At 59.2% G+C, this 19,684-nt stretch carries 14 protein-coding genes; 9 read left to right on the top strand and 5 right to left on the bottom strand.

All coding sequences use genetic code 11. The features are described from left to right. The first annotated feature begins 80 nt into the window (after positions 1-80). The 5 genes from cysS (at position 81) to OZX71_RS01475 (ending at position 8,353) form a co-directional block, all read left to right on the top strand. Positions 81-2,066 (top strand): cysteine--tRNA ligase, encoded by a 1,986-nt coding sequence (cysS, locus tag OZX71_RS01495; protein ID WP_277160233.1) that lies wholly within the window; start codon positions 81-83, stop codon positions 2,064-2,066. 605 nt (positions 2,067-2,671) lie between these two features. Next, positions 2,672-4,801: a BspA family leucine-rich repeat surface protein gene (locus tag OZX71_RS01490; RefSeq protein WP_277160232.1), complete on the top strand. Its 2,130-nt coding sequence runs from the start codon at positions 2,672-2,674 to the stop codon at positions 4,799-4,801. Positions 4,802-4,923: 122 nt separating this feature from the next. Next, on the top strand, positions 4,924-6,585 hold the full coding sequence (ffh, locus tag OZX71_RS01485) for a signal recognition particle protein (RefSeq protein ID WP_277160231.1): 1,662 nt from the start codon (positions 4,924-4,926) through the stop codon (positions 6,583-6,585). 101 nt (positions 6,586-6,686) lie between these two features. After that, on the top strand, positions 6,687-7,841 hold the full coding sequence (locus OZX71_RS01480; RefSeq protein WP_277160230.1) for an endonuclease/exonuclease/phosphatase family protein: 1,155 nt from the start codon (positions 6,687-6,689) through the stop codon (positions 7,839-7,841). A gap of 281 nt (positions 7,842-8,122) precedes the next feature. Continuing rightward, positions 8,123-8,353 carry a DUF1778 domain-containing protein gene (locus OZX71_RS01475; protein ID WP_277145715.1) on the top strand — a complete coding sequence of 77 codons (231 nt, stop codon included), beginning with the start codon at positions 8,123-8,125 and terminating at the stop codon, positions 8,351-8,353. A gap of 186 nt (positions 8,354-8,539) precedes the next feature. Here OZX71_RS01475 and OZX71_RS01470 read toward each other — a convergent pair whose 3' ends face one another. Together OZX71_RS01470 and OZX71_RS01465 are read right to left on the bottom strand one after the other, a co-directional pair. Next, positions 8,540-9,511, bottom strand: coding sequence for a PfkB family carbohydrate kinase (locus OZX71_RS01470; protein ID WP_277160229.1), 972 nt, complete (start codon positions 9,509-9,511; stop codon positions 8,540-8,542). Next, complete coding sequence (locus OZX71_RS01465; RefSeq protein WP_277160228.1) at positions 9,504-10,703, bottom strand: ADP-ribosylglycohydrolase family protein; 1,200 nt, start codon at positions 10,701-10,703, stop codon at positions 9,504-9,506. The genes OZX71_RS01470 and OZX71_RS01465 overlap by 8 nt, the downstream gene beginning before the upstream one ends. A gap of 276 nt (positions 10,704-10,979) precedes the next feature. On the opposite strand from OZX71_RS01465, the gene rpsP reads away from it, so the two are divergent. The 4 genes from rpsP to OZX71_RS01445 all read left to right on the top strand — a co-directional run bounded on the left by rpsP (position 10,980) and on the right by OZX71_RS01445 (position 13,808). Then, positions 10,980-11,462: a 30S ribosomal protein S16 gene (gene rpsP / locus OZX71_RS01460; protein WP_277145718.1), complete on the top strand. Its 483-nt coding sequence runs from the start codon at positions 10,980-10,982 to the stop codon at positions 11,460-11,462. 2 nt (positions 11,463-11,464) lie between these two features. Then, the gene (locus OZX71_RS01455; RefSeq protein WP_277145719.1) at positions 11,465-11,698 is read left to right on the top strand and encodes an RNA-binding protein; all 234 of its coding nucleotides are present in this window, start codon (positions 11,465-11,467) and stop codon (positions 11,696-11,698) included. Between the two features lie 14 nt (positions 11,699-11,712). Continuing rightward, complete coding sequence (gene rimM, locus OZX71_RS01450) at positions 11,713-12,363, top strand: ribosome maturation factor RimM (protein WP_277160622.1); 651 nt, start codon at positions 11,713-11,715, stop codon at positions 12,361-12,363. Between the two features lie 338 nt (positions 12,364-12,701). Beyond that, on the top strand, positions 12,702-13,808 hold the full coding sequence (locus tag OZX71_RS01445; protein WP_277160226.1) for a tRNA (guanine(37)-N(1))-methyltransferase: 1,107 nt from the start codon (positions 12,702-12,704) through the stop codon (positions 13,806-13,808). Positions 13,809-13,918: 110 nt separating this feature from the next. Here OZX71_RS01445 and rsmD read toward each other — a convergent pair whose 3' ends face one another. From rsmD to OZX71_RS01430, 3 genes are all read right to left on the bottom strand, one after another. Further along, positions 13,919-14,494 (bottom strand): 16S rRNA (guanine(966)-N(2))-methyltransferase RsmD, encoded by a 576-nt coding sequence (rsmD, locus tag OZX71_RS01440; protein ID WP_277160225.1) that lies wholly within the window; start codon positions 14,492-14,494, stop codon positions 13,919-13,921. Positions 14,495-14,724: 230 nt separating this feature from the next. Beyond that, positions 14,725-17,601, bottom strand: a complete 2,877-nt coding sequence (locus OZX71_RS01435) for an ATP-dependent DNA helicase RecG (RefSeq protein WP_277160224.1) — start codon at positions 17,599-17,601, stop codon at positions 14,725-14,727. Between the two features lie 274 nt (positions 17,602-17,875). Beyond that, the gene (locus OZX71_RS01430) at positions 17,876-19,372 is read right to left on the bottom strand and encodes an MFS transporter (RefSeq protein WP_277160223.1); all 1,497 of its coding nucleotides are present in this window, start codon (positions 19,370-19,372) and stop codon (positions 17,876-17,878) included. Positions 19,373-19,684 lie beyond the last annotated feature (312 nt).

Raw genomic sequence — 19,684 nt, 5'->3', positions numbered from 1 at the left:
ACCCCAAAATCTTCGTCAATTGACTTCAAGCGAACGTCGCGAATCCGTTTTGTCGGCAAAAGCCAATAGTCTTGTAAGTTATGGGAAACGCCACAAAACCGCAGAATTCCAACCTTTCGCAAGCATCAACGTCGCAGGGCCGCTCGCAGGCCGCCGCTGACCTGAAGCTGTATAACACGGCCACGCACGAAGTGTCCGCGTTCACTTCGATCGTGCCCGGCAAGGTTGGCATCTACGTCTGCGGTGCGACCGTGCAGAGTTCGCCGCATATCGGGCATATCCGCGCGGCGGTCGCCTTCGACATCGTGCGGCGTTGGCTGCAGAAACTTGGATACGAGGTCACCTTCATCCGCAACGTCACCGATATCGACGACAAGATTTTGGACAAGGCCGCGGCGGCCGGCCAGCAGTGGTGGGCACGCGCCTATTATTATGAGCGCGAATTCACCCGCGCCTACGACACGCTCGGCGTGTTGCCCCCGACCTACGAGCCCCGAGCCACCGGCCATATCGGCGACATGGTCGACCTTATCCAACGCTTGATCGACCGCGGCCACGCCTATGTGATCACCGACGAAAACGGCAAACCCACCGGCAATGTGTTCTTCGACGTGGCCAGTTGGCCGCATTACGGCGAGCTCACCCACCAGAAGCAAAGCGCCGGCGAAACGTATGACGAGGCCAGCGCCATCACCGACAGCATGGGCCCTAGCGTCGACCAGTCCGGCGACGACAAATACAATCCCGTCGACCCGGCCGATTACGACCCGGCCAAGCACGATCCCCGCGATTTCGCATTGTGGAAGGCCTCAAAGCCCAGCGACCCAGAAACCGCGCGCTGGAAGACGCCGTTCGGCACCGGACGCCCGGGCTGGCATATCGAATGCTCCGCAATGAGCCACCGCTACCTCGATGGCATGTTCGACATCCACGGCGGCGGCCTCGACCTGCGCTTCCCCCACCACGAAAACGAGATGGCGCAGACGCGCGCGGCCGGCTACGAATCCGCGAACGTCTGGATGCACTCGGCGTGGGTCACGGCCAAGGGCGAGAAGATGTCGAAGTCGCTGGGCAACGGGCTTTCCGTGCCGAGCGTCCTCGCCCAGAACTCGGCTTGGGTGGTGCGCTACGCCTTGGGCGGTGTGCAATACCGTTCCATGCTCGAGTGGAGCGATCAGACACTCGCCGAGGCCAACGCGGCCTACAAACGCATCATGAACTTCATCAATGGAGCCGGAAGAGCACTCAAGAAGGAGAACCGACTCTCTGAGACATTGACCGGAATCGAAGATAATGGCCAGCCAAATAACAGTGACTTCGAAAACATCAACGCGGATGCATTGTCGAAGGACTTCACCGCGGCGATGAACAACGACATCAATGTTTCCGGCGCCTTGGCGGCGATTTTCGTTGATATTAAAAAAGGCAATTCATTATCGGGGTACCTGTCCAATATCAAAGCGACACGAAAATTACTGGCAGAGAAAACGGACCAACCCGAGGCCGTAGAGAAAGAACTGCTGAGCCAGATGGCGTACATCGTCTCCGAATTGGGCAAGACGGAACCGCAACTCAGCGGAAAACAGCTCCGGGAAAAAGTCTCACGAGTCTTCGACCAGCCTGCAAAAGAGATACTTCGACAACATACGGGTAAGGATTCCATGCCTGCAAGGCTTCCGAATAACCTCTACTACATCTTTTACGATACGGTTTATCCCCAGGAGAGTACGGACGTCACAAGCCTTGGCGACCTGCAACGCGCGGAGGAACGAAAACTGGGCGAAACCCTGATCAGCGTGCGCGCGATGCTCGACACCTTGGGTCTGGATCCATTGGCCGAACCTTGGAATGCGGCAGCATCAACAGGCGGAGCCAATACCCAAAGCACCGACGCCCAAGCCGAGCACCGTCTGCTTAATCAGCTGATCGCGCACCAGCTCGACGCGCGCAACGCCGCGCGCAAGGCCAAGAATTTCGAGCTCGCCGACAAGATTCGCGACGGTCTCGGCGAGCTGGGGATCACCATCGAAGACAAGCCCTCCGGCTCCACCTGGTCGCTGAAATAATCGGCCAACCCGATGATTTGAACACCCTGCGCACTTCCAGCATACCGTAATACAATTACGTCGGAACGCAGTAACGACACACCGACGGCAGGCCGACAGTTCATCGCGAGCATCGAATCCCTTTCCTCTTTATTCGACGAGGAGAGGGATTCGCGTTTTATCGGCTTTGAGCTCAATCGCGCTCGTCTGCCGCAAGAAACCTCGAGGTAACGGCGAACGTTGCACATAACGCCCGTGCATTGCATATCTTCTGTCAGCTTTTATATACGAAAAATCGAACAACCTCCGATTTTCGCGGTTTATAATGCGAAAATCTCGCGTTGGCGTTAAATAAAGGCAGATACGTTTAAACGTCAAATATTGACGTAGCTTTCAAAGACATTTGTTGCAGCAACCCTTAATTAGACAATTAAAAGTAAAAAGCCGAACAAATATAGGGATTCCAATACTTTTCGCCCGCCAATGATCGTATTTTGCAAGACGCGAAATATAGTATTTATCTAACTGATGTGTTACACTTGATACAAACGTAAAATGTTGCCGTTGATGTGGGGCCGCCTTAAAGGTTACACTCACACGGCTTGCATACGAAAAGAGCTGATGAAATGCGTAAGAATCTTAAAGTGGTGCTGGGGACGGTGATTGTCGCCGCGATGCTGAGCGTTCCCGTTATCTCGCAGGCCGCCAATCCAGAACCCGACCCCGCCGGGCAAGGCGACATTCCAACCTCGCAAACTGCAGGCAACGATGCTTCCGCAGCGGCGACGCCCTCAACGATAGGTACACCTTCGACGCTAGGAGCGCCTTCAACAGCAAGTGCACCGGCGACGCCGAGCACGCAGAGCAAAAGCGACTGCACCGACGCGACCGGCGCGATGAGCCATGGCAAATGGACAGTATCCCACAGCGCAGAATACAACGGCGAGTGCACGCTCACCTTCACCGCCACGGATCCGAACGTCGAGAACGACTTCACCAGCTTCAAGTCCGACAGCCCCGACTCCCCCTACGCACACATTTATACTCACACTCCGCAGTTCCAGCGCGTTAAGCACATCGTCTTCGACGGCGTGAACAAGACGAAGCTGCCCGAGAACTCGAGATTCTTGTTCGGCGACTGGAACTGGGACGGCGGCGGCGAGGCCAACGGACGCTCGCTGGCCTCGTTCAAGAGCAACAACCACGTCGACACCAGCGAGGTGAGGAACATGGAGGGACTGTTCCAGTCCGACCACGACCTGAGCGACCTGGACCTGAGCGGCTGGGACACCAGCAACCTGCAGGTCATGAGGTCGATGTTCGACAACACCTCGATGAAGTCGCTGGACCTGAGCGGCCTGAACGTCAGCAACGTCACCGACATGAACCATCTGTTCTACAATCTCAACACCATCGAGTCGCTGGACCTGAGCGGCTGGGACACCAGCAAAGTCATCGACACGAATGAGATGTTCTTCGGCACGCACATCCACACCCTCACCCTTGGACCCAAGACCAAGCTCGACCTCATCTACAACCAGTGGGGCGGCAATCCCACCAAGGTGACGAAGCTGTCGGACGGCACCACCGGCGTGACCGAAGCAACCGGCGACACAAGCACGATCAAGACGTGGACTTTGCGCAACAAGATACTCGGCTTCGACAAGCAAGACCCCAACTATAACCGCGCCGGCACCTACACCGTGGGCGCGGTCACGAACCGCACTTTCACCCTCAACGCGAATCTGCCGCAAGGCTATACGGCCGATGCTGCCGCGGAAGGCTTCACCGCCGACGCCAACGGCAACCTGACGCGAGTCTTCCCCATGACCAACGCACAGGGCGTGCCGATGCCGACCTACGACGCTGACGGTAACATGACCAACCACAACATCTCGCACAACATTATGTCCAGCAATCCTGCTGTTCCTGCCGATCCGTTCACGCTCAAGGCGAACGAAGGCACCTCTGACGAATACACGTTCGAAGGTTGGAGCGAGGGCCCTGCGTCTACCACCGCGACAGTCAAGAGTGGTGACACCGTCGACTTGCTGAACAGTGATGTCACCCTGTACGCCGTATGGAAGCTGGTGCCTAAGCCTGCACCGGTCGTACCGCCGACGACGCCAAGCGAACCGACCCAACCTACCGAGCCCACAAAGCCGACTCCCGGTACTTCCAAGCCGACCAAGCCTGCACCTAGCGATGGTGAGCAGACTCCGTCCGAGTCCAAGCCCGACAAGACCTCTGACAACACCGGTAAGATCGACAAGACTCCTTCCAAGAGCCCAGCCGCTGACGCTACGAAGCAACCTACCAATACGGTGAGGCCCAATGCTCCGGCAATCCCGATTGCCACTTCGCCGGTTTCCCTGCCGATGGTCACCAATGCGCCGGCCGCTCCGCAGAGTCGCATCCAGCGCGCTGTTCCTCAGGTTGCGCCCCAACAAGCCGCACCCGACCAGAACGCAGACTCCGCTCCGAACGTCATCGGCGAGAAGAACGACCAGAAGAAACGTGCATGTGCAGCAGCCTATCTGCAGAACGGACTGGTTTCGCCTGCTGCATACGTCCAGTGCAGCGCTGAAGGCAATGCCAACGCAACAGCGACTGTGTCTCCTACGGCCGCACGGAGCAATCCGGCCGTTGGCATAGCAATGCTGGCCATGCTGATTGCTTTGGCGATGTTCGCAGGTATCTTCATGCGCCAGAACAATCTGTTGATTGCCCGTCACCATGAAGACGTGCAGCACTAAACCAGCTGTCTGCCTGAAAGACAGCGATATATAAAGATATAAAAGGAATCTTCCTGGCAGGCGAACAGTTGCCAGGAAGATTCCTTTATTTCTCCTTACGAACCGGTAGAATAGGGCTCATTATGGCAGCATTCAGTTCTTTGACAGACAGGCTCTCGGGCGCGTTCAAGCACCTCAAGAGCAAAGGCAAACTCACCGAAGCGGATATCGACGGCACCATCCGCGAGATTCGCCGCGCCCTGCTGGACGCCGATGTGGCGCTCGACGTGGTGCGTTCCTTTACTTCCCGCATCCGCGAGCGCGCGCTCGGCGAAGAGGTCTCCAAGGCCCTGAACCCGGCGCAGCAGGTGGTGAAGATCGTCAACGAGGAGCTCACGCAGATCCTCGGCGCAGGCGTCGACCGTCCGCTTGCCTTCGCGAAGAACCCACCCACCATCATCATGCTGGCGGGCCTTCAGGGCGCCGGCAAGACGACGCTGGCAGGCAAGCTCGGCTATTGGCTCAAGGACGCGGGCCACACCCCGCTGCTGGTCGCGGCCGACTTGCAGCGGCCGAACGCGGTGACCCAGCTGCAAGTGGTTGGCGAGCGTGCCGACGTACCGGTCTATGCTCCCGAAAAGGGCGTGCAGTCCGATGGAGGCGAGGCACTCGCCGCTCCCGGCCAGACCACCGGAGACCCGGTGAAGGTCGCCCGCGACTCAATTGCGTACGCCAAAGACAAGCTCTACGACACGGTCATCATCGATACCGCAGGTCGTTTGGGTGTCGACGAGGAGCTGATGGCCCAGGCCCGCGACATCCGCGACGCCGTCAACCCCAACGAGATCCTCTTCGTCATCGACGCGATGATCGGCCAGGACGCAGTGCAGACCGCCGAGGCCTTCAACAAGGGCGTGGACTTCACCGGCGTGGTGCTCTCCAAGCTCGACGGTGACGCACGAGGCGGTGCGGCGCTTTCCGTCGCAACGGTCACCGGCAAGCCGATTCTCTTCGTCTCCAACGGCGAGGGGCTCAAGGACTTCGAGGTTTTCCACCCCGACCGCATGGCCTCCCGCATCCTCGACATGGGCGATATCCTCACCCTCATCGAGCAGGCGCAGAAGGAGTTCGACGAGCAGGAAGCGATGGAGTCCGCCCAGAAGATGGCGAAAGGCACCTATGGCCTCGACGACTTCATGGAACAGCTCGAGCAGGTGCGCAAGCTTGGCTCAATGAAAAGCCTCTTGGGCATGATTCCCGGCATGGCCGCACATCGCAAGGAGCTCGAGGCCCTCGACGAGCACGAGATCGACCGCACCGAAGCCATCATTCACTCGATGACCCCGGCCGAACGCCGCGATCCCTCCATCATCGACGGCTCCCGTCGCGCCCGCATCGCATACGGTTCCGGCAACACCGTCTCGGCAGTCAATGGCCTGCTGCAACGCTTCGAGCAGGCGGCCAAGATGATGAAGCGTATGACCAACAAGGTCGGCGGCGGTATCCCCGGCTTCGGTGGCCCCGCCATGGGCGGCGGCTACGGCGGTAAGAAGAACAAGAAAGGCAAGAAGAAGGGCAAGTCCAAGTCGGGCAACCCGATGAAGCGCGAGGCCGAAGAAAAAGCGTTGCGTCAAAAACTCGCCGGCAAGAAGAACTCCGGCGGTTCCGCTTTCGCCAAGAAACCGCAGAACCCCGCCCTCCCGGCAGGCCTGCAGGAAGCCATGCAAGCGGCCGGCAGCGACGAGAACGGCACCCCGAATCTCCCGCCGAACTTCGGCGGCGGCCTATCCGGCCTGCTTGGCTGAACCACTCTGACTGCGGTCGGCTTGCGCCGGCCGCGTATTTCCTTTTTCGTCGCCGGCGGACAGGCATGGCGCATTCCCTATCAAGCCTTGAAGGAGGGTCCATGTCCATCGCACTGTCGGTGCTGCTCGTCATTGTCTCCCTGTGGTGGGCGTTGCGCTTTCTGCCGGCCGGCGCCGACGGGCACGGCCCGCTGCCGTATCTCATCGCGTTCGTCCGCTTTCTCTGGATACCGTCGGTGATCATTCTGGCGGCAGCGCTTGCACTCCAGCATTGGGCCGTCGCCGTCTGCGCCGCGATAGTAACCTTGCTCACCGGTCTGTTCGCCTCGCCTTGGTACAGAGTCAAGAATCATTATTTCGCCCGACAAATCCAAGCTCGAACGCAGGAGCAATCACAATCTCAGGAGCAATCACAGCAACACGAACCGCTGGAACACCCAAACGGCGACGGTTCCTTTACCGTCATGACGCTGAACTGCCGTTACGGTCTTGCCGACCCGCAGGCCATCGTCGACGCTATACGCGGCAATGACGTATCCGTATTGGCCCTGCAGGAACTCACGCAAGACCTCGTCTCCGCGCTCGATAAGGCGGGCATCAACGAACTGCTCCCCTACCGTCAGCTCGGGCGTGCGCAGAAAAGCGACAACGGCGGCTTCAACGGCATTTTCTCGGCGGCCGAGCCGAGTGCACAAACCGAGCGCACCGTCGACATCGCCGCAGCCGACGTGCCGTGCTGTGCAATCGAGGGAGTGACCGTGTACAGCGCGCATCCCAAATCCCCGATGCGCGGCTGCAGTCAATGGGCCAAAGGCATCATCAATCTCGCAACGCTGACCTCGCAAACACCCAGTGACAGCGCATACACGCCGCTGGACACAAGCAACGGCGAGAGCCTTGCAAACAGCCAAATGCACCAAGCCAAAACGGCGGTACAGACCGATAGCCCAGAGCCAGTGCAGACCGACGGCCCGCAAAGCGAGACGGCCCGAAAGCCCGAAACCGTCATCATGGGCGATCTCAACTCGAACCTTGACCACCCCAGCTTCCGCAAGCTGCTCGACGCGGGGCTGTGCGACGCGGGTCTCGCCGCCTCGCACGCCCACGCCGCGAGTTTCCCGCAATGGCTGGTTTGGCCACGCCTGGAACTTGACCATATCCTGACTACCTCAGGCATCCAATCGTCGCAGGTACGTACCCTGGCCATCCCCGGAAGCGATCATTTCGCACTGCTCGCCCAGCTACGCCGCATATAGCCGCTCCATGTTTGCTAGTAGCAAAACGCGAGCCTTATCCGACAATATTACGAGCCGCTTTCCCGGATGCGGATGCATCGCTAGACCCAAGCAATATGCGGCTTTTATCGGTTGAATCTTTGTCCTGAGACATCCTCCGAAAGCGTATAAAACTAGACATACCGTATCTGTCTATTGACTTTATACGAGAGTGTCCATATGCTGTCCTTTTGGTTGCTATGCAGACGACTTGAAACGATACTAAAAGTATGAATTCAATGTCGAATGCAAAGAAGGATATTATGAACGACACACAAAATGCAGACATTCAATTCAATATCTCCGTTAGCAAAGACCAGCTCGCACTTATGAAACGGGCTGCGGCACTTGAGGAGAGACCAGTTGCGGACTGGGCGGCGGACAAGCTGCTCGAGGCCGCCGACCAGAGCGTGGAGCAGGAGGTGACGCTTCAGGAGGTCAACGAGGAATTCGACAAGATCCTCGCGACTTTCGAGGTCCCCGCAAACGTCTGATACGAGCGGATATTCCTCCAATAGATGAGTTACAGACGGTTTCAAAGAACCGTTGATGGTTGATTTGTTGAGGGTGGCATCCTTTCCACAGGATGCCACCCTCTTTGATATCCACATTCAGCAGGCCGGGTTATATAGGTTGGAATGCGGATTTATGCTGTTTCCGCGCCGTTGCCCACAGCCCGCTTAATGCAGGCGTTTTGCCGCCGCTTCGATTTCGGATCTTGACGGGCATGTGGCCGGCCCCGTATGTCTTGTCGACAGTCCGGCAGCACAGTTGGCAAGCTTCAATGCCTGGACGATATCGTCCGATTCAAGCAGAGTCGCACACAAGACCCCTGCATGGGTATCCCCGGCACCGTTCGTATCCACGGCATTGACTTCTAGCGCCGGAATATGTATGACATTTTGTTTGCGGTCGTCTCGTCCATCGCAATACCATGCGCCCAAAGCGCCGACACGCACGATAACGGGATCGCCGAAATACCGGGCAAGCGAGCGGCACTGCCCCGCGTAATCCCTGTCCCCACAACCCGCATCAACGCCGAAACGCGAACAGAGAATCGCGGTCTCGCGCTCATTCATCGTCCATATCGGATGCAGACCGCGTAGACTCCGCAAAGATTCATCGTCGATATCGGCAATCATGGGGCTGGTGTCAAAGACGACATAGCCCTTGCTCCATCCCGCGTTTTTCGCGGCAAACCTTCGTATCGCCTCGGCGTTCTTTTTATGGCAGAACGAATATCCGCTCAGATAGACCACATCTCCGGCAACAAGCTCGATATTCTCGTAGGAATCTTCCGGCACCTGCGTCTCGGCGCCTCTGGTCGACACAAACGTGCGTTCGCCGTCGGGTTCGGTCATCGCGATGCTGTAACCGGTGTCGATGCCCGGCAATTGGGCTCCGTCAATGCCGACACCGATCGAAGACAGCGCTTTGCGAGCTACATCCGCCATCGGACCGGTACCGACGGCACCCAGATACGACGCACGCGCCCCCATCTGCCGGGCGGCGTATAGCACGTTGTAACCACCGCCGGCGCTCATCGCCTGATTGGTCGCGAAGATGTCTCCCCCGCGTTCGGGCAGATGATCGACGGACAGCGTCAGGTCCACACACACCTGAGCCAGATGAAGCAATTCAGGTTCACGCATGTTCGACCTCTTTCTGATCTGTTTGCAGCGTATTCCGTTGCGTTCCAGGCCCGCCCGGCTCTGTTTCAGACGTATTCCGTTGCGTTCCGGGCCTACCCGGCTCTGTTTCAGACGTATCTCGTTGCGTTCCAGGCCCGCCCGGCGCTACTCTGCCCACGGACTGTTTCGTTTCCTTTGCTTCGTGCGCACGGATCCGAAGCAACGGTTTCACCGATTTCGCAAGCTCAAGATGCGAGACGGCGGCGACTTGCCCGGTCAGTGTTTCCGGGAACGCGTCCGCCCCGAGCGCAGCGCCGAGCATGGCTCCACAAATGGCACCGATCGTGTCGGTGTCCCCGCCGATATTGGCCGCGGTAAGCAATGCCTTCAACGGTTGGTCTGCATAGCGATATGCCAGCGCGAAAGCCACGGCAACCGACTCATCGGCTTCGACCGACGTGCCGAATTCCAAGCGCAGCCGCTCGACGAACTCATCGTCGCCGCCGATACTTTGCGCGGCCTTGATGGCAGATTTCGCACGTGCGACGACACTGGCCTTCGGACTCCAGGCAGCTTTCTCGTAGGACGCGTTTTCGGCCAGCCTCAACGCGAGATCCAGCGAGATTCGCGGCGTTTCTCCGGAAACGCCGAAGCTGACGGCGGCGGCGACCAACAGCGCACTTTGGAAACCCGGAACGGTGTTATGGGTCACGCGGCAGGATTCATAGACGTAACCGGCGAACGACGGCCGGCCCGCATCGTGGGCGATGCCCACCGGCGCCACGCGCATCGCCGCGCCATTCGTCGTGCCCGTGCGGCCGGTCTTGCTGATATCCGCGCCGTTCCTGACCTGCTCTAGCGCCAGTTTCGTGGAAGGCCCAAGCAGATCGAGGGAACCGCGACGTTTCATATCGTCCTCCCAAGCCAACAGCTTGGAAGCCAGACGAGCCGAATCGATATGGCCGCACCCTTCAGCGATAAGGCCCGCCACCAGAAGCGCCTGTTCGGTATCGTCGGTCACCGAGCCTGCGGCCATGCCGGGGGCGATCGGCTGGTCGGCTATCGCGTCCACCAGCCCTGTCACCTTGCCGTAGGCCGCCCCAATCCATTCGTGGCTCATGCTCTGCGTCGGCATACCGATAGCGTCACCGAGCGAAAGCCCCCGCAAAGCCCCCAGCGCGTGGTCTTGCCAGATATCTGAACCGACCTCCATGTCATTGCCTCCGACTGGTTCGCATTAACGAACTATAAATCTAGTCATAAAATTTAGTCATTCTGACCATAACTCAAGCTCCAGCCACGCTCAAGCAAGATTCCGAGCCGGAATGCGAGCAAAGATATCTATCCAGCGGGCGAGCTATAGTTGATAAGTTATTCACGGGTGCGGGGCCCTCTCATTCCCGCAGGCCGTGAGGGACAACGCGGATTCAAGCAAGTATGCCCCACATACGAGTGCGAAACCGCAATGATACCTACAAGGAGAGCCACAATGGCTACCAAGATTCGTCTGAAGCGCATGGGCAAGAAGTTCCACGCTGTCTACCGCATCGTCATCATGGATTCGCGCAAGAAGCGTGATGGCAAGTCGATCGAGGAGATCGGACAGTACGATCCGAACCAGCAGCCTTCGCTGATCAAGATTGATTCTGAGCGCGCTCAGTATTGGCTCGGCGTCGGCGCGCAGCCGAGCGAACCGGTGCTGAACCTGCTGAAGATCACCGGTGACTGGCAGAAGTTCAAGGGTCTGCCGGGCGCCGAGGGCACGCTGAAGACCGCCGAAGCCGGCCCGGATGCCGCCGCTCGCGTCGAGGCCGCTGAGGCCGACGCGCAGAAGCGCAAGGCCAAGCAGTCCGAAGCCAAGGCTAAGGCCGAGGCCGAGAAGGCCGCCGAAGCCGCCAAGGCTGATGAGGCGAAGGCCGACGAGGCCGGTGCTGAAGAAGCTGCCGCCGAAGAGACCGAGAAGGCTGAGTAATCATGCTCGCGCAAGCTGTGGAACATCTCATTTCCAATATCGTCGACTTCCCCGATGATGTGTCGGTGAAGTCCCACGAAAACGCCCGCGGCGAATTGTTGCGGGTGCGTGTGAACCCTGAAGACATCGGACGCGTGATCGGCCGCTCTGGCCGCACCGCCAATGCCATCCGCTCTGTGGTGCAGGCTCTGTCCGACCACAAGGTGCGCGTCGACATCATGGATGTACGCCGGTGAATCGCGACGAAACCATTTCGCAGCAGGCAGACCCTCAGCAGCGTGAACTGTTGAGGGTCTGCCGTATCGGGCGTGCGCAGGGGCTCAAAGGCGAAGTCAACGTTCGCACGTTTACCGACGAACCGGAACGCCGGTTTGCCGCCGGGTCGGTGTTGACCACCAAAGACGGCGAGCGAACCTACACCGTCGCACACTCCCGCACGTTCAAGGATCGCTGGATCCTGCATTTTACGGGCGTCAGCAACCGCGACGCTTCCGAGGCCCTGAACGGTTTGGAACTGTACGTCGAGGCCGACGATCCCGAGGAAATGGCCGAAGAGGACGCTTGGTACCCCAAGGATCTTATCGGGCTTGAGGCTCGCGTCGTGGACAATCCGACCAACGGAATCAGTGCGGCAAAAGCCGGACAGATTATCGGCAAGGTCGTGGACGTCATCGATGGCCCTGCACAATCGCTGCTGAAAATACGCTTGACGAACCCCGTTATCGAGCAGAAAGACGGAAGTTTTAGTGCCGCATCAGCCCCCGAAACCGACGAGGAAGACAACGAGAAAAACATCAACACCGCTTTGGTCCCATTCGTCGATGAACTCGTGCCGGACATCGATCTTCATAGCAACCGCATCACCATCGATCCGCCAATCGGTCTGATTCCCCTGCTTTGAGCGCCGTCAATCGCGTCCAATCTCCGCCATCAGTTTTGAATTCGTCATTTTATCCTCTCTTGGTGCCACCAAGCAACGGTTTTTCTCTAAAATCATGCACATTTCTGCGATTTAGAGGGGTCTTGGTGCACCAAGTACCCCCTCAATCACAAGAATGAAGTCTCAATCTCATTTTTTTGGGGTACTTGGTGCACCAAGACCCCTCTAAATGAGTGTTTTCACACAATAGACGATGCGTGGCGCAACAATAAGACCACCATGAAACATCATGGACCGCTTATTCGAGCTCTGATCTCTTCATGCTCGCCGACGGATGGGCATGCGATATGGTTGAAGACATGAAAATCGATATCGTGTCCGTGTTTCCCGAATATTTCGAAGCCCTCAACGTCGGCCTGTTTGGCAAAGCCATCGAGCGCGGACTACTTGACGTGAAGACGCACGATCTGCGCGACTGGACCCACGATGTGCACCATTCCGTCGATGACACCCCGGTCGGCGGCGGCGCCGGCATGGTGATGAAGCCAGAGGTCTGGGCCGAATGCCTGGATGATCTGCTTGGGATGGAACCAGTTGATATCGCGGATAATGACACTGCGGCAAGACCATCCACCACCATCACGGCCAAAGATGATGGTCACGGAAAAGTATCGGCAACATCGACGAGCTCGGACGATATCGACAAGGCAATAAACCAATCCCGCTCGATCGATCGCGACGGAATTGAACCCACCAACAGATTGAATTTAACCGCAAACGACGAAACAGCGGGAACAATCGTAGACAACATCACGATATCGTCGCCGGCCACCGGAACCTCTGCCGCCACAGTTAAAAACAATCCGGAAGACGGCTCGCCGGCTCCGAGTGCGACACAGCAAGAACACAGCAAACCAATTCTTATTTTCCCGAACCCTTCGGCCCCGCTGTTCACACAGCGCGACGCGACCGAGCTTTCGCGGGCCGGGCACCTGCTCTTCGGTTGCGGACGCTACGAGGGTTATGACGCACGAATCCCCCGCTATTACCGGGCCCAGGGCGTCGACGTGCGCGAATACTCCATCGGCGACTACGTGCTGAACGGCGGCGAAGTGGCCGTCTCGGTAATGCTCGAGGCCATCACCCGCTTGATGCCCGGATTCATGGGCAATCCCGACTCCATCGTCGAGGAGTCCTACACCGGCTCGAACGCGCTTTTGGAACACTACCAGTACACGAAACCGGCCGTCTGGCGCGGCATGGGAGTGCCCGACGTGCTGACCAGCGGCGACCACGGCAAGGTCGACCGTTTCCGCCGCGACGAGGCCATCGTCCACACCGACAGCCTCCGCCCCGACCTCATCGAGCAACTCGACTGCACGGCGCTGGACAAGGCCGACCGCAAAACCCTGATGGCGCTGGGCTGGGAGGTCTCCGGCCCTCACCCACGTAAGTTGCACGATTAATACCGTTCATTCAGCTAGGCTAATCAATTATGTTTATCAATAACATGAACACTTGTTCAGGCCATAATGTCATTGATAAATAACATAATCCTGAATGATAAAAGCATCTTTCACACGGTTTCGATGTAGTAGACCGCGGTTTCGCCGTAATCACGCTGGTCGGCGGTGTGCCAGCCTTCCGGAAGCGTCAATGGGTCGGAGCGGGTGGAGCGCTCGAAAACGATAAGCGTGCGCTCGTCTGTGGCCGGGGACGCGGCCAGGTCGGCGACGAGCTGGTTGCATTCCTCCGTGGTGAGGGCGTAGGGCGGATCGGCGAAGATGACGTCGAACGCGGGACCATCATAGCCAGGGGCGATGCGCTCGGCGCGCTTGCGCATCACGCGGGCCTTCATCGTGCGGGCGTCCCAAGAACGATTGCGTTTGAGGTTGCCCAACGTCTTGTCGATCAACGAGGCGGCTGGGCCGGCCGATTCCACGGCCACCAGCTCGTCGGCGCCTCGCGAAAGCGCCTCGATGCCCAGCGCACCGGTTCCGGCGAAGAGGTCGAGCACGCGCCCGCCGTCGAGCATCCCCCACGCCTCGAGCTTCGAGAAGATGGCCTCTTTGGTCCGGTCGGTCGTCGGTCGGGTGCCCGGCTTGGCCTTAGCCAGCTCGAACCCTTTGAATCGTCCCGCAATCACACGCATATTCGCCATCGTAGCCTGTCACGGCGATAGCTGCGTTGCAAGCCCACATCACTCAAGTGCAAAAAGTGCGAATTAAGCAACCTAAACAGCACCTTTCGCACACGCAAGCGCAAAAAGTGCCAACTGGCACCATCAACTCGCACCTTTCGCACATGCAAGTGCAAAAAGTGCCAATTAGAAACGGCAATTCGCACTTTTTGCGCATGAATGCAGGAGCGGCACGCGTCACATCAGTTGCTGAGGATCTCGGACTCGCCGCCGCGAGTGAAGTCGAGGACGGCTCCGGCGAGTTGGGGCTGGTCGGCCAGGCTCGGGTCGTGCTTGAGCAGCGCTTCGGCGGCCTCTCGGGCGTCGGCGATGATCTTGGCGTCTTTGACCACGCGCAGGAGCTTCAGGCCGGACTTGCCGCCGGACTGGGCGTCACCCAACACGTCGCCGGCGCCGCGCAGCTCGAGGTCGGCCTGTGCGATTTCGGCGCCGTCGAGCGAACCTTCGATGACCTTCAGCCGTTGCTCGGCGATGCTGCCCGGCTCGGCGCGCGAGACGAGGAACGCCCAGGAATCCGTGCCGCCGCGGCCCACACGGCCACGCAGCTGGTGCAACTGGGAGAGGCCGTAACGATCGGCGTCGAAAATGGTGATGCAACTCGCCTGCGGCACGTCGACACCCACCTCGATGACCGTGGTCGCCACGAGAATCGGCGTCTTGCCCGACTCGAAATCGGCCATCACCTGCCGCTTGGTTTCATCGTCGTCGCGACCGGTCAACGTCGCGAATGCGATGCCCTTGAACTGCGGCAGGCTCGAAAGCCGGTCTGCGATCTCATCGACGGCGTGCAGCGGCAGCTTGGGCTCGCTCGGTGTGCCGTCGCCGTTTTCGTCGCCATAATCGTCGATCTCCACGAAGTCGTCGTTGTTTTCTTCCTCCGCACGGCCGGATCTTGACGCCTTCGAGCCACCCGTTGAAGCTTCGTTCTGTGCTTCGTCGGCGTCGATACGCGGGCAGACGATATACGCCCGCTCCCCCGCGTCGATGCGGCGGCGGATGTGCACGAACATCTGGCCCATCGTGTGTCCGTCGGCCTCGGGCACGATGAACGTGCGAATCGGCTTACGACCGCCAGGCAACTCGGTGAGCCACGAAATATCGAGGTCGCCGAACCACGTCATCGCGGCGGTGCGCGGAATCGGGGTGGCCGTCATCACCAGCAGATGCGGCGTCTTCTCGCCCTTCTCACGCAATATCTCGCGCTGCTCGACGCCGAAACGATGCTGTTCGTCGATGACCACCAGCGCCAGGTTCGGCGCCTGGAACATCTTGGAGAACGCGGCGTGCGTGGCGATGATGATGCCCGGCTCGCCGCTGGCCGCGGTCGCGAGCGCTCTGCGTCGGGCCGCCAGTTTCATGCCTCCGGTCAGCAGCGTCACCGGGATGGCCGAGGAATCGCTTTCAGATTTATCTGTATTACTTTTCTTGCCATCGGCGTCCCCGTTGCCGTCATCGTGATCAGCGCCTTTTGCCGACTTACCGGAACCGCCGTCGGCAAGCTTGGCAACCATACCGCTGATAGTTTCGAAATGCTGCTCGGCGAGCACCTGTGTCGGCGCGACCAACACGGCCTGATTGCCGGACCCGACGGCCTGCAGCATGGCTGCGAGCGCCACCACGGTCTTGCCGCTGCCGACCTCGCCCTGCAGCAGCCGCTGCATCGGATACGCGCGGCCCATGTCCTCGCAGATGGTGTCGATGACGTCTTGCTGGCCGCCGGTGAGCGTGAACGGCAGCGAGTCAACGAACCGGCTACGTAACCCAGAATCCTCGCATTCGAAAGTCTCGGCCTTGCGAGCGTTTTCACGGTTTTGCAGCACCGAGATCTGCGAGACGAACGCCTCCTCGTAGCGCAGCGTCGCCAGCGCCTCATGGAACGCTTTCGTCGACTGCGGGTCGTGGATGGCGGCGAACGCGTCGGCCCGGTGCATCAAGTTCTTTTTCGCGATGACGTCCTGCGGCAAAATATCGGGGATCGCGTCGCGCAGGGCGAGGATTTTCGACTTGCTGTCGGCAACTTGATTATCGGCAATGTTATCGGCCTTGCCAGCGTTATCGGTAACGGCGCCATCAGCCACTGTATTATCGGCAGCGTCATCATCGCCCACACTTGTCGACGACATAATATTACGCGTGACAGAACCACCTTCAGTATCACCGTTTTTCTGAAGTTTCGCCTCACCGCTGGCACGCAAGGCATCGAGCATCGCGACAATGGACTCATGGATGTGTTCGCTGGAAATGCGCGAGGTGGCGTGATAGACCGGCCGCGGCCGGCAGACGTGCTGCAAGGCCTCGTAGGCGGTCGAAGCGTCGAATCTCAGAGCATTGACGTTGGCACTGGCACGCGCGGCTGCAGCGGCGGAAGACAAACGTGCACTGCCGGCAACGCCTGAGCGCGCACCAGCAGAAGCGGACGAACCGGCAGCCTGTGCGTTCGACGCCGGCTGGGAATGCGAAGCTAAAACGCCAGAGTCGGCAGTAGCAGCATTAGCATTCCGACTTCCATCGGCTTGGTTGGAAATATCATCGAAAGAAAGTTCGCCGGCACTTACGGAACCTGACGTCGCGGCCGGACCAGCGAAAACGTTTGCACCTTCCGGCATCACCGTGAGCACTTCAGGGTGGGTGAATTGCAGCTGGCCGTTGAATTCGGTGGGTGTGCCGGCGAGCACAACGTCGGCGCCGGAATGCAGGCGACCGCTCATCCAGTCCATATACTGCTTTTTATGCGAGAAAAAGACGAGCCGGCAACTCGACCCGGCCACCTGCCGGCTCGCGGCGAACGCACCGTCATCGACGACGGCTTCCAACCGAAATCCCCTACGTCCGCCCATCGGGATGACCCGCGCAAAGCGCACCACCGCCGCAAACGCCATCGGCATGCCGGCCTTGGCCTCACGGATGGAACGCCCCGGCACCGGCTCGGTGACACGGAACGGATAGTAGGTCAACGCGTCGCCCACGCTCACCACGCCGAGCCCTTTGAGCGCACTGACCCGCCGTTTGTTGGCGATCAGCGAGGAAATCGGGGTGTTCAGGGTGACGGTATTGCTCATGGTTCCATTCTATTGAAGCCCGACGAACGGCTTGAAAAACCTGACATATCTTGCCTTGCATTCGACGACATCACTGCATAAAAACGAGAACCCGATACATTCATTTGTATCACAAAATAGCTGAAACCGCCGTTCACTACAGAAATCCCGCACAAGCCGACAGATACGTTTCGCGATATAGCCATATTGGCCTAACCACAAAATCTATCCGCCGACTCGTGCGGGATCATGAAGCCGTTTATATGGCGACTACCAATCGCCATTGGCTAACTCGTCAGCGCTTCGAGGCGTCGTCCGACTTGGTCTGGCGGGCCATGCCGAAGGAGACCACGAACGCGACGACGGCCAGCGCCAACGCGAAGATGAAGCCCCAGCGCGAGCCGGTGACGAAGGCCATCGCCTTGCCACCGGTGTGCGAGGAGGCCTGGCCGGCCGCCAGCAGGATGGTCGCCACGGCGGTGATAACCGCGCCCAAGACCTGCTGCATGGTGTTCAAAATGGTGGAGCCGTCGGTCGACAGGTGCTGCGGCAGCGAGGCGAGCGCCGAGGACTGGGCCGGGTTCATCGCCATCGGAATGCCGATCATCAGCACGACGTGCGCGAAGATGATATAGGCGATGGAGGTGGTCGGGCCGGCCAGCATCAGCAGGATGACGCCGATCATGGAGAGCACGAGGCCACCGCGCACGAGCCACTTCGGTCCGACGACGTCGAAGAGACGGCCGGAGAGCATGGATACCAGCGCGTTGACGACGCCGCCGGGCAGCATCACCAGGCCGGTCATGGCGACCTTCACGCCCATGCCGTTCTGCAGCTCCTGCGGCATCAGATACATGGTGGCCAGGGTGATGCCGAAGTTCATCATCACGATCAGCGCTCCGACAGTGAACTGGCGGATGCCGAGCGCATGCAGGTCAATGATCGGGTTGGCCATATGCAGCTGGCGGTAGCTGTAGAAGGCGACCGCGAGAACGCCGATGACGAGAATCAGGATGACCTGCCAGGTGAAGCCGAGGTCGCTGATGAGGCTCACGCCGAGCACCAAGCCGCCAAAGCCCAAGATGGAGGCGATGCAGGAAATCAGGTCGATCTTCGGACGGGTCAGCGCGTAGGCGTTGACCATCCAGATGGCGGCGGCGACGAACGCAAGCGCCGCGATGATCGCGAAGAAGAAGAAAATCGCGCGCCAGGAGAACGCGCCGATGAGCGCGCCGGAAAGGGTCGGGCCGATGGCCGGGGCGAACATGACCACCAGACCGGCCATGCCCATCGCGGCACCGATCTTGTTCAAGGGGAAGACCTCGAGGATCACAGCGAACATCATCGGCAGCACGAGTCCGGTCGAGATGCCCTGGATCATACGGCCGACCAGCAGCACGATGAACATGGACGTCGGTGCGAAGCCGGAGACCAACGAGCCGATGAAGAACATCGCCAGCGCGAAAAGCAGCAGCGGCTTGGCGGGAACCCACTTCAAAAGCAAGCTGGTGAACGGCAGCACGATGCCGATGACGAGCATGTAGCCCACCACCATCCACTGCGCGGTGCCCGGGCCGATGCCGAAGCTCTTGCTCAGGTCGGGCAGCGCGATGTTCATTGCGGTCTCGCTGAGCATCCCCAGGAACGCCCCGAGGTAGAGCCCGAGCATCGTCAGGTTCGGGTGCTTGACGTCCACGCGCGCCTTCATCGCGCCTTTCGGTGTCTGCGACTGTTCATTATGCTGCGTTTTCCCGTTTTCGGGCGCAACTGTCTGCGACATGGTAGAACCCATGTTTGTTCTTCTCCATTTCATACCCGCGTCTTATCGCCGTTTACGGTTGCACGGGCCATTCGTGTATCGCGCCTTGAAGCGCGCTTCCATTGCAAGGGTGACGCAGGAACGCGTCCACTTTATTTTCCAGGAACCCCTCAATTCCCAAAGCAAAGTTTGATTATTAGCGTGCCGTTGGACAACCACGTCAGCGCCCGGCATAACGTGAGCCTCGCCACGCCGCCGTATCCCGCTAATAGTCACTTCTTGCGCGCGATACAAGGTCAGCTGTGTAAAAAGTGACAATTAGCCTGTCTATTTGTCACCTTTTGC

Source organism: Bifidobacterium sp. ESL0764, assembly GCF_029395515.1.
GTDB lineage: Bacteria > Actinomycetota > Actinomycetes > Actinomycetales > Bifidobacteriaceae > Bifidobacterium.
The sequence above is the reverse complement of the archived record's forward strand: the minus strand, read 5'-3'. Positions and strand labels throughout refer to the sequence as shown.

Excerpts from the sequence above, each read along its gene's own strand:
- cysS (WP_277160233.1), top strand. The coding sequence starts at position 81 with ATGGGAAACGCCACAAAACCGCAGAATTCCAACCTTTCGCAAGCATCA.
- OZX71_RS01490 (WP_277160232.1), top strand. The coding sequence starts at position 2,672 with ATGCGTAAGAATCTTAAAGTGGTGCTGGGGACGGTGATTGTCGCCGCG.
- ffh (WP_277160231.1), top strand. The coding sequence starts at position 4,924 with ATGGCAGCATTCAGTTCTTTGACAGACAGGCTCTCGGGCGCGTTCAAG.
- OZX71_RS01480 (WP_277160230.1), top strand. The coding sequence starts at position 6,687 with ATGTCCATCGCACTGTCGGTGCTGCTCGTCATTGTCTCCCTGTGGTGG.
- OZX71_RS01475 (WP_277145715.1), top strand. The coding sequence starts at position 8,123 with ATGAACGACACACAAAATGCAGACATTCAATTCAATATCTCCGTTAGC.
- OZX71_RS01470 (WP_277160229.1), bottom strand. The coding sequence starts at position 9,511 with ATGCGTGAACCTGAATTGCTTCATCTGGCTCAGGTGTGTGTGGACCTG.
- OZX71_RS01465 (WP_277160228.1), bottom strand. The coding sequence starts at position 10,703 with ATGGAGGTCGGTTCAGATATCTGGCAAGACCACGCGCTGGGGGCTTTG.
- rpsP (WP_277145718.1), top strand. The coding sequence starts at position 10,980 with ATGGCTACCAAGATTCGTCTGAAGCGCATGGGCAAGAAGTTCCACGCT.
- OZX71_RS01455 (WP_277145719.1), top strand. The coding sequence starts at position 11,465 with ATGCTCGCGCAAGCTGTGGAACATCTCATTTCCAATATCGTCGACTTC.
- OZX71_RS01445 (WP_277160226.1), top strand. The coding sequence starts at position 12,702 with ATGAAAATCGATATCGTGTCCGTGTTTCCCGAATATTTCGAAGCCCTC.
- rsmD (WP_277160225.1), bottom strand. The coding sequence starts at position 14,494 with ATGCGTGTGATTGCGGGACGATTCAAAGGGTTCGAGCTGGCTAAGGCC.
- OZX71_RS01435 (WP_277160224.1), bottom strand. The coding sequence starts at position 17,601 with ATGAGCAATACCGTCACCCTGAACACCCCGATTTCCTCGCTGATCGCC.
- OZX71_RS01430 (WP_277160223.1), bottom strand. The coding sequence starts at position 19,372 with ATGGGTTCTACCATGTCGCAGACAGTTGCGCCCGAAAACGGGAAAACG.